General features: G+C 61.5%; 7 protein-coding genes. 6 read left to right on the top strand and 1 reads right to left on the bottom strand.

Features of this window, described 5'->3' with window-relative positions; genetic code table 11:
• The 6 genes from Q352_RS21785 to pyk form a co-directional block, all read left to right on the top strand.
• The coding region (locus Q352_RS21785) for an RHS repeat-associated core domain-containing protein (RefSeq protein WP_036386900.1) at positions 1 to 1663 on the top strand (1663 nt) is incomplete at its 5' end.
• Between the two features lie 30 nt (positions 1664 to 1693).
• Positions 1694 to 5758, top strand: coding sequence for an RHS repeat domain-containing protein (locus Q352_RS0117155; RefSeq protein ID WP_028500386.1), 4065 nt, complete (start codon positions 1694 to 1696; stop codon positions 5756 to 5758).
• A gap of 193 nt (positions 5759 to 5951) precedes the next feature.
• Positions 5952 to 7133 carry a sugar diacid recognition domain-containing protein gene (locus tag Q352_RS0117145; RefSeq protein WP_036386898.1) on the top strand — a complete coding sequence of 394 codons (1182 nt, stop codon included), beginning with the start codon at positions 5952 to 5954 and terminating at the stop codon, positions 7131 to 7133.
• A 48-nt stretch (positions 7134 to 7181) separates the two neighbouring features.
• The gene (locus Q352_RS0117140; RefSeq protein ID WP_244879593.1) at positions 7182 to 8507 is read left to right on the top strand and encodes a GntP family permease; all 1326 of its coding nucleotides are present in this window, start codon (positions 7182 to 7184) and stop codon (positions 8505 to 8507) included.
• Positions 8508 to 8518: 11 nt separating this feature from the next.
• Positions 8519 to 9679 (top strand): glycerate kinase, encoded by a 1161-nt coding sequence (locus Q352_RS0117135; RefSeq protein ID WP_028500383.1) that lies wholly within the window; start codon positions 8519 to 8521, stop codon positions 9677 to 9679.
• A gap of 19 nt (positions 9680 to 9698) precedes the next feature.
• A complete protein-coding gene (gene pyk, locus Q352_RS0117130; RefSeq protein ID WP_028500382.1) occupies positions 9699 to 11117 on the top strand; it encodes a pyruvate kinase in 1419 nt (472 codons plus the stop codon).
• A gap of 58 nt (positions 11118 to 11175) precedes the next feature.
• On the opposite strand, the gene Q352_RS0117125 is transcribed toward pyk, so the two are convergent.
• Positions 11176 to 16617 (bottom strand): pectate lyase-fold domain-containing protein, encoded by a 5442-nt coding sequence (locus Q352_RS0117125; RefSeq protein ID WP_505758079.1) that lies wholly within the window; start codon positions 16615 to 16617, stop codon positions 11176 to 11178.
• Positions 16618 to 16643 lie beyond the last annotated feature (26 nt).

The following is a 16643-nucleotide window of genomic DNA, read 5'->3' as shown; positions in this document are numbered from 1 at the left end:
CAGTACCCTGAGCTGGGACGCGGCCGGCTGCTGGCTGACCGGCCTGACCGATGCACTGGGCAAGCAGACCACACTCGGTTACGACGCCCGCTTCTGGCGTCCGGCACGCCTGACCGACGTCAACGGGCAGTGGCATGAAGTGCGCTACGACGCACTGGGCCGGGTGATGGCGGCGTCACACAGCGGCTTCGACCCGGTGGCGAGCTACCTGCCGGGTGGCCTGACGCCGGAACAGGCCAGCGTCTCGGCCAGCGACGCGCTGCAGGGCATGGCCGAAGTGGTGATTTACGCTGCGGGCAGCTGGATCGGCGAGATCGACAGCCGGCTGCCGGCGCACCGGCTGGTACTGAGCGCCGACCGGGTGGGGAGGGATCCGGCGCGGCAGATCCGGCAGCGGATGGATTACCGGGACGGGCACGACCGGGCGTGGCGGACGGTGCAGCTGGTCGAACCGGGAGACGGCTACCGGCTGAGCGAAAACGGCGACTTTGTCTACGACGAAAGCGGGGAAGCGGTCAGCGGACCACTGACGGTGCGCTGGCGGGTGGCGGCGGGAGACGAGTGCAGCGCGGGCGGACTGGCGCTGCTGCAGTATCCGGGCTACTGCGTGGACCGCAGCCGGCCGGCACGCGAGGCGCCGCCGCTGCCGTTTGCGCAGCAATACCGGGATGCGATGCGCCGGGAAGTGTGGGTTCGGCACGGCAACGGCAGCGCCCGCGCGCACAGCCATCGCCCCTGGTACTGCGTCGCGGCAGATGAAAACGACAGTGCCCGCCAGGCCCCGCCGCCGCGGGTCTCCGCCCCCCGCCAGGAAAGCGACGCCTCCCGCCCGCGAGTCGGCATGCATGGCGAGCATATCGACTGGATCGGTCCGCGCAGCCAGCTGTACCCGCTCGGCAGCGGCGTACGCAGCTATGATCCGTGCATTCAACGCTTTCTGACGCCGGACCCCTACAGCCCGTTTTCCGTCGGCGGCCTCAATCCTTATGCCTATTGCTTTGGCGACCCGGTCAATCTTGGCGACCCATCCGGCTACGCTCCCGCCGTCAGGATTCGTCGCTTGAGCGCCAGTGCCAGCCTGTCCATAGCGGGAGGCAGCATCGGTCTGATTATCGGCGTGCTGAGTATTGTGGCCAGCCTGGCATCGGGGGGGTGGCTGACCATACTGCTGGGCGTCATGACCGGCTTCATGGTATCGACAGGGGCAGCGCTGCAAATCGCCTCAGGCAGCTACCTGGACACCGATCCGGGCCTGGCGACAGAGCTGGGAGACATGGCAAATGTGTTCTTTCTTGTCGGCGCCCTGATGAGCGCACCGCTACTGCTGAAAGAAGCGTTTCTCGGCATGAAGGTATTCGTGTCATTTTCCAGAAAATTATTGTTCGGCAACCCGTCACGACAATCCATTGCCGGCGTGACAACACATGGCAGTACACAGATAGCCGGCACGCTGTCTGCTCCATTGCCCCGTACCATCCAGCTTCCCCTTCCCCGGATTATCGTCTCGCAGTCCACCCCCAACCTGAGCCTGGCGAGAAAATTGGCCATGCCAAAACCGGTGCCAGCCACGAAGACATCCATGGAAAGCCTGTACTACACAGCGCAGACCTCCCCGGCATCGTCGCTTCAAAATTCCATGACAAGTTTCAACCTCATACTCTGAGCCAGAAAGCGAAAACAGGAAAGCACTGCCATGCTTTTTTATTCCAATGCATTCAATCTGACAGATTGGGAACAAGAAGGCGTCGATCCCGCGACGGGAATATATATCCGGCACATTCCCATTGCCAGCCTGTCTGCCAATCGTCTGCTCGGCCCCACCTTTACTCTGGCGCTGCGTTTCAACCTTTTCAACCCGATTGATTATGGGTTTGGTACTGGCTGGGAGCTGAATCTCACCCATATCGACACTGGGCTGCCGTCAGACAATACACAGCCTGCCATCGATACGCTGGTACTGGCAGACGGGCACAGATATCGCATGCAAACGGGAGAAGAGGGAGAAACCATTCTGAAATACAAACGAACGAATACTTTCCAGATTTTCAAGGACACCGATACGACCTACACGCTGGTTTACAAAAACGGCACAACAGAAACCATTGAAAACGGCAAAACGACAGTCATAAAATCCGCCAATGGAAAACAGGTCAACATCAGCTGGTCTTCGGATAACTCATTTAAAATCACCGACAATGACGGTACGGTCCTGCTTTCCACGGCCCTCAGCAGCACCGCTACCCCGGGTGCTGCCAGCAATTTCAGGAACCACGCTGTCACCACCGCGCGCAGTGTGCTGACGTTTTGCTGCAACCAGTCCGGCATCCCGCGTCTGGAACGGGTGACACAGAAAACCGACACCTCGTCGAGCCTGCTGTACAGCATCGCCTATGGCACGCACAACACGTCCTTTCTGCGCATTGACTCCTGGCAATCCTTCGTCGATTACTGCCAGCGGGATACCGTTAGCTATCTCACCCTGTCTTCGCCAGACGGTCTGGAAAAAGCCGTGCCGGCCACCTCATCGATCACGCGCAGCATTTGCTCCCGCATAGGCCAGCCGGCAAAAAACCGTACGATCACTTACCAGTATGGTGAGCAAAATTATCTTGGTTATCCTGATGTGCCCATATGGAATGACAGCATCGACAACCTGGAAGGACTGCCGGACAGCTTTTCCTATCAAACCACAGAAACCATTGGTGATCCTGCCCTCCCCGCCCTGGTCACGACCCGGACCTACAACAAGTTCTATCTGCTGGTCTACAGCGCACCCCGTGGCCCTTCCCCGCTCCGGGTCAAGGACCATGCCTACACCTACCCGCTGACTCCGAATGCCGGCATTGATGCCCAGCCGCCCGCTTTTGCGCTGTATACAAAAGACGAGCAAACCTGCACGACGCAAACAGGCCAGACGTGCAGGCAGACCAGCCAGTCCACGGTGCGAGAGTACGACGATTATGAAAACCTGACCAGGATCTGCCCGCCGTCCGGCATGACGGAATGGAGTACTTATTATCCGGCGGCAGGAGAAATGACTGAAGACGGCACCGTTCTCTGCCCGGCAGACCTTTATGGATTTGTAAAATATCTGAAAAGCCAGGTCATTTCCTCCGGGAGCAGTGCAGATGCCATTCCAAGAAAAATATGGCAATACACCTATAGCCAGACGCAGGACACCAGCCTGATTCAGGTCAATGAAGAGCAGTTCTTCATGCAGCCTGCGTTCCCTCCCGTTGCGCGTCTGACGGCACTGAAGAAAACAGCCTATCTGTACGATAATGCGGGGCGGCCTGCGCAGATCACGTCGAGCATGGTCAGGATAACCTCCCCCAATATCCCGCCCTCCTACTTGCCGACAACAACCTGCTTTGTCTATACGGAAAGTAGCGCTGACAGCACAAGCACCATCGCCAAGGAAACGACCGGTTACGATAGCAGCGCGGTAAAAAAAACGGAATCACTGACTCAAGCGTTCATTACCGCAGAGACCTTGTCCATTATCGACACTAACGGCATTGTCACGTGTTTCGAATATGATGCGCAAGGCCGCGTCACCAGGAGCACTCGTGCAAAAGGAACGGAAAACGAAGTCGCCACACTGGCCACTTTCCAGCCCATCTCCAACCGGATCCTGACTAAAAAAACATCCAGCCAGTTTACGGAAGTCACCGTAACCGACGATCTGGGCAATCCATCAGAAGTGTTCTGGACCCTGCCAGCCTCTTCGACCCATGCGGGTATGAGTTACAAGATCTGCAGTTATGCCTACAATGACCTGGATCAGGTCATCACGGAAAATGAATACGATTATTTTCCGCAAGCCACATCAAAAACCATCATTCCACCCGACATAACGCAAACGACAAAATACGAATGGAATGTTTATGGCGAACCTGTTTACAGGAAAAAATCAGATGGCAGCGCTGTTTCCTATGTTTATGATGCCCACAGCAGAAACGATTACCCTGCATCGATTGCCGTTACATATTACCCTGGCGGCAGCACGGCCCTTTCCTACTATAATGCAAGCGATCAGCTATGCCTGCAGGAAATCTACGCGAGCCGCACCAGAAAAAAGCCCGATACCACTCAGGAGTTCAGTTACGACCCGTTCATGCGCGAAAGCACGTCCATGCTCAGTGGGCGAGAAACTTTTACATATGAATACGATGCCTTTGATCGGATCATCGTCAAGAACGGCAGCGCAAGCGGCAAACAGTCTTTTTTTTACGCCCCGCACAGCGCCGCCCCCCTGGTTTCCGTCATCGATGTCGACGGCACGGTCATGGGAGAAAAAAGTCATGATGGTCTCAACAGGGAAACATCGACCACCATCAATGGCGTCAAGACCCGATACGACTACAGCGGATCGTCAGTCTTCTCCCGACCCGCTCTGGTCTCGATCACCGGCGGCAGGCAATGGGCATATGAATATCACCCTGTATTCGAAAGCGTTACAAGAGAAGCCATAGAGAACAGTGCAGCCATCCCCCTTGCCGTCATGTCATTCAGCTACGCGCCGGATTCAGGGCGGTTGGTGGGAGAACAAACGGTGCGGCGAGCTTACACGTATTCCCGCACGCTGAGTTACGACGCATTCGACCATCTCTGTGAAGATGCTGCCGCCTGGGACAGTAGCGATCTCGGCAAATACAAAACCACAATCGCCAACACAGTGCGCGGCAAGCCCATCGAAATTTCAGTCCGTTTCAACAGCGACAGCACCACTATAAAAAAGCAGTATGTGTACGATGATTGCGGGCGGGAAAAAATCATCCGCTACCTGTCAAGCGATACAAACCACACGAACAAAATACTCAGCGCCTCCTATCTTCACCGGTCAAAATCGACAGGCAATCTGACCCAGATAGACAATTACGCCAGAACGATTTACAACAATTTCAGGCATATAAAGCAAACCCGGGCTTACAATCAATACAATGACGAAAAAAACCTTTCCTATTATTTGTTTTCACATTTCGTATTCGGATGCAAAATATCATATACCCCACACCGGAAACTCAAGCAGGTTTCGTACACATTTCAGGCACAGCATGCATATCAATGGGACGAGAACTATACATACAATGACAGAGGCGCCTTGCTGTCCTGGAAGAGAAACGGGAATGTCACGTATCGCAATGAGTATGGCGACACGGTTCTGAAACAATCCTTCACGCGGGACAGGCTGGGAAATGTTTCAACCATCAACAGCGAGCTCAGCCAGGGCAGCCAGCTTTCGCGCTACGCTTATGAAAATAAAACAAATCTGGTAAAAATTGACAACATGGCAATCAACGGGCATTCAAATACCCCAGACAAAATAGATTTCGAATACGATGCCGAGGGCAATACCACAAGCCAGATCTACCAAACAACCAATGGTATATCGGAAAAATATTACTATTATGAAGATTCAAAAAACATCAGCTACATGTCCGATAAATACAATAATGTCGACACCTCTGTTTTTTATTATTACGATGCAACGGGGAGGAAAATATGGACGGCCGTCAGCAGCGAAACCGGCACGCTCCATTCTGCCCACATCTATGTCAATGGGCACCTGCAAATCGACCAGCACCAGATCAACAGAACCGCCCCCCTTTTTTCATGCTCTATCATCTTGTCGACGGGGAGACCATGTTCATTACTGAAGTCAATACGCAAGGCGAAGCGAATGTCCGCCCCTGCCTTAATGGTCCGCATGGCACACCGGTCGTGGAAGGCCATCAATACGTCACGTACGCGATAACGACTACCGAGACACGTTTTTTTTACCGCTATTACAATTTCCATATCCGGGGCCAGAATGCCTACGGACTGACGTTCGACCTGGGGGCCAGCGAGTATGATGCCAACCGCAGTGCCGATCTGCCCGAAGAATAGACACCCCGCTCCGGCCGGGAATTGGCGATAATGTTTGTCCCTGCCCTGCATTGCCCGCCATGATTCCCATCGACGCCCCGCTCGCCCAGACCATCGTCGACCGCACAATGTGCATTCTCGACTGCAACGTCAATGTGATGGACGCCCACGGCACCATTATCGGCAGCGGCGACGCCTCGCGGCTCGGGCAGATGCACGACGGTGCCTTGCTTGCCCTGTCCCAGGCACGCACGGTCGAGATTGACGAAGCCATGGCCAGCCGCCTGTATCAGGCCCGGCCCGGCATCAATCTGCCGCTGCGCAGCGATGGCACCATCGTCGGCGTGGTCGGGCTGACCGGTCAGCCCGACCAGGTCCGCCATTTCGGCGAGCTGGTACGCATGACGGCCGAGATGATGCTGGAGCAGTCGCGGCTGACACGGCTGATTGCCCGTGACACCCGCCAGCGCGAGGAATTGCTGCTGAACCTGATCCGCAACGACACGCTGAGCCCGGGACTGGCAGACTGGGCCCAGCGGCTCGGGCTGGATCTGGACCAGCCGCGCGTGGTCGCGGTGATCGAGGTCGACAGCCATACGCTCGGGGTCGATGCCACGCTGGCGGAGCTGCAGCAGCTGCAGGTGCTGCTGACCACGCCGGAACGCGACAACCTGATCGCCACGGTGTCGCTGAACGAGATTGTGGTGCTGAAGCCGGTCGAGGTCCGCGCCGACGGCTGGAATGCCGATGCGCACCGCGAACGCGTGCACCGTCTGCTGTCGCGCATGCGTGATGGCAGCGAACTGGGGGTGCGCATCGCACTGGGGCAGTATTTCCCCGGTCCGGGCGGCATTGCCCGTTCCTACCGCACGGCGCTGTCGACACTGGATGTCGGTCGCCGGCGAGCGCCAGACGAGCGCGCCTATTTCTATCAGGACCTGATGCTGCCCGTGCTGCTGGACAGCCTGCGCGACGGCTGGCAGGCCGACGAATTGCGACGCCCGCTGCGGGCACTGGCCGCGCACGACCCGCACGGGCTGCTGCAGCGCACGCTGACGGTGTGGCTGGCCCACGATGCGCAGCCGGGCGCTGCAGCCCGTGCACTGCACATCCATCGCAATACCCTCGATTACCGGCTGCAGCGAATCGGTGCCTTGTGTGAACTGGACCCTGGCCGGCTCGACGACCGGCTGCTGCTGTATGTGGCGCTGCAGCTGCATGCCGGTGCCCGCCCGCTGACGAATTGTAAAAACGCCCAATAAATTCTGTTTTTATCTCCGGTTTTACGGGCATCCGCACGAGGCCGGAAAATGACGGCATCGTTACCCTTGCCGCTTTCCGAAATCGCCCGTTACGGGCATGCAAGGAGCGGCATGGTCGAGGTATCCACACTGGGCGCGCTGGCGGCACTGGTCGTCGCCATCGTACTGATTCTGAAGAAGGTTCCGCCGGCTTACGGCATGATGGTCGGCGCCCTGGTCGGTGGCCTCGCCGGCGGCATCGACATGTCGCAGACGGTCGATCTGATGATGGGTGGCGCCAAGGGCATCATCCCGGCAGTGCTGCGCATTCTTGCCGCCGGTGTGCTGGCCGGCGTACTGATCGAATCCGGCGCCGCGTCGACCATTGCCGAGACCATCGTCAAGCGCCTCGGCGAAACCCGCGCCCTGCTGGCGCTGGCGCTGGCCACCCTGCTGCTGACCGCGGTCGGCGTGTTCATCGACGTCGCCGTCATTACCGTGGCACCGATCGCGCTGGCGATCGCCAGCCGGGCCGACCTGTCGAAAATGGCCATTCTCATCGCCATGATCGGGGGCGGCAAGGCCGGCAACGTAATGAGTCCGAACCCGAACGCCATCGCGGCGGCCGACGCGTTCCACCTGCCGCTGACCAGCATCATGACCGCCGGCATCGTGCCGGGGATTTTCGGCCTGATCGTGACGTATCTGATTGCCAAGCGCCTGGTTCAGCGCGGCAGCAAGGTGGCGCCGGAAGAGCTGATCTCCCACGAGCATGCCGCCCTGCCCGGCTTCGGCCCGGCCATGGCCGCGCCGCTGGTCGCCATCGCCCTGCTGGCCCTGCGCCCGCTCGCCGACATCAAGATCGACCCGCTGATTGCCCTGCCGCTCGGCGGCCTGCTCGGCGCGCTGGCCATGGGCAAGCTGCGTCACAGCAACCAGTATGCGATCGCCGGCCTCGGCCGCATGGCGCCTGTGGCGATCATGCTGCTCGGCACCGGCACCCTGGCCGGCATTATCGGCTCGTCGGCGCTCAAGACGCTGCTGATCGACGGTCTGCAGGCGTCCGGCATGGCCCCGTACCTGCTGGCGCCGGTGTCCGGCGCGCTGATGTCGCTGGCAACCGCCTCGACCACCGCCGGCACCGCCGTTGCCTCGCAGGTGTTCGGCAGTACACTGCTGGAACTGGGCGTACCGGCGCTTGCCGCCGCGGCCATGATTCACAGCGGCGCCACGGTCTTCGACCACATGCCGCACGGCAGCTTCTTCCACGCCACCGGCGGTGCCGTGAACATGAGCATGAAGGAACGCCTGAAGCTGATTCCGTACGAAACGGCCATCGGTCTGGTCATCACCATCGTGTCGACCCTGCTGTTCGGCGTCTTCAAGGTCTTCTGAGAAAACGTGCCATGAAAATCGTCATTGCCCCCGACTCGTTCAAGGAAAGCCTGACCGCGCTCGAAGTCGCCACCACGATAGAGAACAGCATGCGCGAAGTCTGGCCAGACGCCGAGTTCGTCAAGCTGCCGGTCGCCGATGGCGGCGAAGGCACGATGGAAGCGCTGGTCGCCACCACCGGCGGCCGCCGTATCGATCTGGCCGTTACCGGTCCGCAGGGCGATACCGTCCAGGCCTGCTACGGGCTCAGCGGCGACGGTGCAACCGCCATCGTCGAGATGGCCACGGCCAGCGGGCTGGCGCTGGTGCCCCCCGGCTCGCGCAATCCGCTGCAGACCACGACCTATGGCACCGGCGAGCTGATCAGCTCGGCACTGGATGCCGGGGCGCGGCGCTTTATCGTCGGCATCGGCGGCAGCGCCACCAATGATGGCGGCGCCGGCATGCTGCAGGCGCTGGGCGTACGCCTGCTCGACGAGCATGGCCGCGAAATCGGCCCGGGCGGCGGTGCACTGGCACGGCTGGTCCGCATTGATGCCGGCGACCTCGACCCGCGGCTGGCAGACTGCCGCATCGACGTCGCCTGCGATGTCGACAATCCACTAACCGGTCCGGACGGCGCCTCGCACGTGTTTGGCCCGCAAAAAGGCGCGACACCGGAAATGGTCCGCCAGCTGGATGCCAATCTGAAGCACTTTGCCACCCTGATCGAACGCGATCTCGGCGTGCAGGTGGATGGCGTGGCCGGCGCCGGTGCCGCCGGTGGCACCGGTGCCGCGCTGCTGGCCTTCCTCGGCGCGCGGCTGCTGCCGGGCATCGAAATCGTGATGGAAGCGGTCGGACTCGACGCCGTGGTGCGCGATGCCGACCTGGTCATCACCGGTGAAGGCCGCATCGACAGCCAGACCATTCATGGCAAGACCCCGATCGGCGTCGCCCGGGTCGCCAAGCGGCACCATGTCCCGGTCATCGGCATTGCCGGCTGCCTGACGGCGGATGCGGAAGTGGTCCACGCCCACGGCATCGATGCCGTGTTCAGCGTGCTGTACCAGGCCTGCTCGACCGCCGAAGCCCTGCGCGATGCCGCCGACAACCTGCGTCTCACCGCCCGCAATATCGCCGCGACCCTCGCCATCGGCCAACGGCTGGGGCATGCCGGTCGTGGCGGCTGACCCCTCACCGGAGATCCGCATGTCCAGAGGCACCAAGATTGTCGCCACGCTCGGCCCGGCCAGCAGCGATCCGCACACGCTGGAACGGCTGATCGTTGCCGGCGTGAACGTCGTCCGGCTCAATTTTTCCCATGGCAGCGCGGCCGACCATATCGCCCGCGCCGGGCTGGTACGCGAAACGGCCGATCGACTCGGTGTATCGGTCGGCATCCTGGCCGACCTGCAGGGTCCGAAGATCCGCGTTGGCGCCTTTGCCGATGGCGCGGTACAACTGCACCCCGGCGACCCGTTCGTTCTCGATGCCGCCTGCACGCTGGGTAACGCCGGCCGGGTCGGCCTCGACTACAGGGATCTGCCGCGCGATGTCGAAGCCGGCGCCGTGCTGCTGCTCGACGATGGCCGCATCGTGCTCGATGTCGAGCGGGTGTCCGGCGGAGAGATCCACACCCGTGTCCGCGTCGGCGGTACGCTGTCGAACAGCAAGGGCATCAACCGCCAGGGTGGCGGGCTGTCCGCACCGGCACTGACCGACAAGGACCGCCAGGATCTGCAGACTGCCGTCGCACTCGGCGCCGACTATATCGCGATATCGTTCCCGAAGACCGCAGCCGACATGCACGAGGCACGTGCACTGGTCGCAGCAGCCGGCGGCAGCAGCATGCTGGTGGCCAAGATCGAGCGCTGCGAGGCCATTGCCAATCTGGACGAGATCCTGCTCGCCTCTGACGGCATCATGGTCGCGCGCGGCGACCTCGGCGTCGAGGTCGGCGACGCGGCGGTGCCAGCCCTGCAAAAACGCATGATTCGCGAGGCGCGCCAGCACAACCGCTTTGTCATCACCGCCACCCAGATGATGGAATCGATGATCTCGGCGCCGATTCCAACCCGGGCCGAAGTGTCCGATGTCGCCAATGCCGTGCTCGACGGTACTGATGCCGTAATGCTGTCGGCGGAAAGCGCCACCGGCCGGTATCCGGTAGAGACGGTCGAGGCGGTGGCCCGGATCTGCGTCGCGGCCGAGACCTCGTCCGTGAACACCTTCGACAAGGAACTGCTCGACCGGCCGCAAACCCGCGTCGATCAGTCAATCGCCATGGCCGCGCTGTTTACCGCCGGCCACATAGGCGCCCGTGCCATCGCCGCGCTGACCCAGTCCGGCTCGACCGCACTGTGGATGAGCCGGGTCGACGGCGGCGTGCCCATCTATGCGGTCACGCCGGAAGAATCGACCCGCCGCAAGGTATGCATTTTCCGTGGCGTCTATCCGGTAAAAACGGTGAACCATGCCAGCACGCGCGAAGAAGCGGTTGCCCAGGCCGAACGCGCACTGCGCGAGCTGGGCGTCGTCGGCCATGGTGACCGGCTGCTGGTCACGCTCGGCGAATCGATGGGCCAGCCGGGCAGCACCAATACCCTGCTGATCGTCGAAGTGGCCTGAGCAAGGCAGCGGGCACCGATGCCACGCCGGCCATCGGTGCCCGTTTTCCGCATGATGCCTAGAACTGCCGCAGCCAGTTCGCCATCACCCCCCGGTCCGGCAGGCCGTCATCCCGGCTCAGATACGCACCGAGGGTGAATCGCGTCCCCCGCCCGTGATGACTGAGGCTCAGGCGGCTGTCGTAGCTGAATCTGCCCCTCGGCCCCTCTTCCAGTGCAAAACGCTGTCCCGGTGCGGCAGTGAACTGCGCATCGCGCGTACCGGCCCGTCGATACAACGTCGGCCGGCCCTTGACCTCGAAGCCCGCCAGCCAGCCGCGGCCGCTCTGCCTGCCGTCATGGTCGAGCCGCAATCCGACGACCCCCTCCAGCGCCGTTTCCCGCCGGGCAGCGATTTTCAGGGCAGCGATGCCACCGTCCCGCTCGTTCAGCGCCGCATCGCGGGAATGGTGCAGTTTCAGACCGGCCAGCGGCGTCAGCGCCCAGCCGCTCGCCGAGACCCACGGTCTGGCAACCCGCAGCACCTGGCCAGTAAAGTGGTCGCGACGCTGATCGGCACGCGGCCGGGCATCGACCACGACCCGCTCCTGCTCGGGAACCTGCAGCTCGTCCTGGCCGTAGCGTACCGTGCGCCGGGTGCTGACCTGGTGCAGTGCATAGCGAAACTCGCTTTCCAGCAGCGGTCCGTCCTTCCCCCCGCTGGCTGACAGCGGCTGCTGATGACTCACGCTCAGCAACTGGCTGCTGCCGCTGAGGCCGGTGTCGTCCGTCCCGTCCGGCTTCACCCGGGCGATCCCGTAACGCACGGCCACCTGCCCGTGGCCGGCGATGTCGAAGCGCTGTTGCAGCGCAACCATGTCATAGGACGAGGCGCCAAGCTGCGTGCCGCGCTGGCCACGGCTGAGCAGGTTGAAGCCGAAGCCGGAGCCCAGATCGACCGCCGCATCATCGGCCAGACGTGCAAAACGGCGTTCCAGCACCTGCACCGGACGCAGTGCCTGCTGGATGCCGGCACCGGACAGCTGCCGGATCGCCTGGGCGATATCCTTGCGATGCATCAGTTCCAGGCTGCGGAACAGCGCGCCCGCGTCGTAGCCCTGCTGCAGCGCCCCGGCCACCCGGCGCAACGACGCGTCATCCACCAGATCGCGGTAATCGTTCTTGATCATGGTGACACCGACATCGCCACTGGCATCCCGCCAGCCGACGGCGCGCCAGGCATCCGTCATCGAGCGGATGCCGTCGACGCCTTCGATGTAACCGGCTCGCGCCAGCCTGGCAAAATCCATGCGCGTGGCCGCCGAACCAAGGGTAAAGCTGGTGTCGACCCTGACTTCGTCAAGATTCAGGGCATCCCCGTCCAGCGTGCCGATCCGCCCGTCCGGCCTGGTCATCGCCACATAACCGCGCAACGAGGCCGAAGAGAGTGCGTCACCGCCGCCGAGCAGGCGTTCCTCGTTCTGGCCGGTCCGGTCCTGCGCCCTGGTAGACTCATCCCCGAACGTCCCGCAACTTTCGTCGCCACACTGTGCATGGACCTTCCCGCGATTGACCAGGAAGCCGATTGCGTCCCCGTTGCCCCCGGCAATGCTGAAAGCATGGGAGTTCCTGGCGTGGATATTGATAATGCCAGTGTGATCATTGACGATGGCGGCCTTGCGCGCCGGTCGGCCGGGCTCGCCATTTGCCGAGGGCCCCCGCTGCCCGAGTTCCATCGCGATCATGCCGGTATCGGTCGTCCCGGCTTCGCCCAGATTGATCGTTCCGCGATTGATCAGCCGCGTGTTTTCGCCATGGCTGCTCATGGCGACGGCACCGTTGCCGCGGACGGTAATCTCGCCGCCCGCCGCATTGATCAGGGTATTGTTGTCGCCAAAGGACCCGATCTGCAGCGCACGCGTCGTCCCGCGGGCCGCAGTAAAATCAATGCTGCCGTAGTTCAGAAAACTGCGCCGTCCCATGCTTCCCCTGGCAGCCAGCACCCGATAGCCGTCGCGGGCGACCAGCTTTCCGTGGTTGGCGAGCTGCATATCGGGGTCGTTCTCCCGGACGCCGAGGTCCAGCGACAGCATCACCGGCTCGATGGCACCGGCCTCGGGCCGTTCGGCCAGCACCGTGCCACGATTGCTGAACTCGCTGCGGAACAACAGTTCGATTCGCCCCTTGCCGGACAGGTTGAAGGTGGCACCCTCGAAGTTGGTCAGTGCGGCATTTCCTATTCCCCTCAATGGCAACGTCGCCGCCAGTGTCCCGTGATTGTGCAGCTGCGAGAGGAAATAGCTCGGCTCCGGCCCGGCCAGTGACAGCGTGGCGCCAGCGCTGTTCGTCACGTCCCCTTCCGCTGCCAGCATGACGCTGCGGGTTCCGGTATGGGTATAGTTCTGGCGGGCCGGGACAATCAGCGATGCCGGCGGCTGCGTCGGGTCGGGCAGTGCCTGCAGCGGCGGCGGCACATAGTCGTACTCGAGCCCCTGCACTTGCCAGGCAGTCCGGTCAAGTGAGCTGGTATGCGTATCCTTGAAGTGACTGCAACTGCTGTTTCCGCAGAGCCGTTCCACCCGGCCGCGGTTCAGCAGATAGGCGCGGGTCCTGGTGTCATCGGCAATGAGGAATGCGTGCGAATTTTTCGCATGGATATTGATGACCCCGCTGTCGTCGTTGAGCAGGACCGACGTCCTCGTTGCGGGATCGGGCTGGCCGGGCCGGTGCCGCGCAGCCCAGGCGCCAATTTCCAGCGCCACCATGCCGGTATCCTGCGTACCGGGCTCGCCCAGGTTGATCGTGCCACGGTTGACCAGCCGCGAATTCTCGCCATGGCTGCTCATGGCAACGGCACCGTTGCCGCGCACGGTGATCGAGCCCCCCACGTCGTTGACGATATCGTTGTATTCGCCGTACGACTCGATCCGCAGTGCCCGCCTGACGCCGCCCTCGGCCGTGAAATCGATGGTGCCGTGGTTGATGAAGCTGCGCCGTGCATTCTTCCCCGCCGCACCGAGCCCGAGCACGGAGTAACCACCGCGGGCAATCAGCGTCCCCAGATTGCGGTGAATCCGCTCACCCTTGTCGGATGGCCAGGCCGTCACCATGTTCACCATCTCGCGCTGCCCCTGTTCGGGGTTGAAGGATTCAGCGGTGATCTTGCCGTAATTCATGAATTTGCTGTTGAACACCATCTTCATGTGCCCGGCACCGGAGAAACGGATATCGCCGTTTTCGAAGTTGACCAGGTTACCATTGCTCTCGGCCAGCAGCGCTGTCGCCGATACCTCCAGCCGGCCGCGATTGTGCAGCCCGCTGCTGAAGCGGCTGCTTTCCTCCCCGACGAGCGTCAGCGTGGCATCGGCATTGTTTACCAGCAGTCCTTTTGCCCTCAGCAGGGCATTCAGGCTCGTGCCGTCGTGGACGTGGCTGCTGCCCTCGGCGACCACCAGCGGCACCGCGTAGGAGAAGGCCCGCCCTTCAGGAGAAAGGGTCCGCTCCCGGGCCGTGCTGTACGGGTTGTGGAATTTCCTGCAACTGTTGTCACCGCAAAGCGAGCGCACCTTGCCGAAATTGAGCAGATAACCGAGATCACGGCTGTCGTTTTCTATCCGGAATGCGGATGAGTTCTTTGCATGAATGTTGATCACGCCGGCATGATCGTTGACCAGCAAGGCTGTTCGCGGGCGCTGGTCGGGCGCCCCCTCCCCCCAGCGTCCCAGCTCCATCGCGACCATGCCGGTATCGTTGGTTCCCGGATCGCCCAGATTGATCACGCCGCGGTTGATCAGCCTGGAGTATTCGGCATGACTGCTCATGGCAACGGCGTGGTTGCCGCGCACGGTAATCTCGCCGCCGACATCGTTGACCAGCGTGTTGTGATTGCCGAACTGCTCGATATGCAATGCACGCGTCCTGCCGTTCCCGGCAGTGAACTCGATCCGGCCGCGATTGATGAAGGTCCGCAGCAACTCCGGCCTGGCACTGCGCACACTCAGTACGCCGTAGCCGTCACGGGCAATCAGTTTGCCGCCATTGATGATTTCGCTTGTCCGGTCATTGCCCTGCTGCACATTGTGCAACGTCAGCAGATGACGCTCGCTGTTGGTGTCGGCCAACTCATGCGCAACAATCGTGCCGTCATTGCGGAACGAAGCACCGGGCGACAGCACCATGACGCCGTCGCCATAGAACTGCATCAGCCCGCCCTTGCTGTTGATCAGATCGCTCCCCTCCGATCCGGTCAGCCGGGTGGCCACATTCAGGGTGCCGTCGTTGCGGAGCATGGCGTGGTACCAGCTGCGATCTTCTCCCTCCAGCACCACGGCGCCACTGGCCGTGTTGTGCACGTTGCCCTTTGCCTCCAGCGTGATGCCCCGCAGGATCCCGGTATTGGTGTGCAGACGCGCCTTGCCGACGGGCAACCGGACCTGCACCTGTGACTGCGGCTGCGGCAGCGTGGCCGGCAGCGCATAAGAGAATTGCGAATCCTGCACCCGGCCGCTCAGGTCATGCAGCCGGGTATGCTCGGTCTTGAAGAATCCGCAACGGCCCATGTCACCGCATGCCACATCGACTTGACCACGATTGAGCAGGTACCCGGTTTTGTGCGGAGAGGCCCCCTCTTCAATGTTGAATGCATAAGAGTCTTTGGCATGGATATTGATCCGGCCACCGTAGTCATTGACGATAACCGCGCTGAGTGACGCCGGCACGCCTCCCCATTCGCCTGATGGTTCCATCCTGTACCCCTGAAGGGACAACTGCATGGCCACCATCCCGGTATCGGTCGTGCCGGGCTCGCCCAGATTGATCGTGCCGCGGTTGATCAGGTGCGAATATCCACCATGGCTATTCATGGCGACCGCATTGTTGCCTCTTACGGTAATCACGCCGCCACGGTCGTTTATCAGGTCATTGTAGTCGCCATACGGTGCCACATTCAGCGCCCGGGTCATGTGGTCCGTGGCGGTGAAATCGATGGTCCCGCGGTTGATGAACTGGCGTTTTACCGAACCATGTTCCGCACTGACCACGCCAAAACCGCCACTGGCAGTTATCTTTCCGTTATTGACGACCGGCCGGCTCCCTCCCCGGGATCCGTTTCTGGCGCTGCCGCCGGCCATGCTCAATATCACCGGCGAACGCAGAGCGCTCTGGTCATTCCCGGATGCCGTGATCTCGCCATCGTTGACGAGGGTACTGCCCGGCGAGAGAAAGAAGGCAGCATGTCCCTGCAGCGCGATTTTGCCACCGGCCTGGTTCAGCATTTCGCTCTGCTGCAGCACATTCAGCCGTGCCGTCAGGTTCAGGACGCCGTCATTTCGCAATACCCCGCCATAAAGCGCATTCGAATCCCGGGAGGGGGTCACATCCCCGACCATGTTCAGGATCCCGCTGCCGAGATTGTGCAATTCACCCCGCACGGTCAGGTTCACATTGCTTTCCGGACCAGCATGCATATGGGTCTGCTCATTTGCGACGGAGAGCAGGACAGTCGGGGATACAGCAGCGGTCAAGCTACCACCCGGGGTTCCTCCAACCG

The sequence above is a fragment of the Microvirgula aerodenitrificans DSM 15089 genome (assembly GCF_000620105.1).
In the GTDB taxonomy this organism is placed as follows: Bacteria; Pseudomonadota; Gammaproteobacteria; order Burkholderiales; family Aquaspirillaceae; genus Microvirgula; species Microvirgula aerodenitrificans.
Note: the sequence above shows the minus strand (reverse complement) of the source record. Positions and strands in the feature narration are given on the sequence as shown.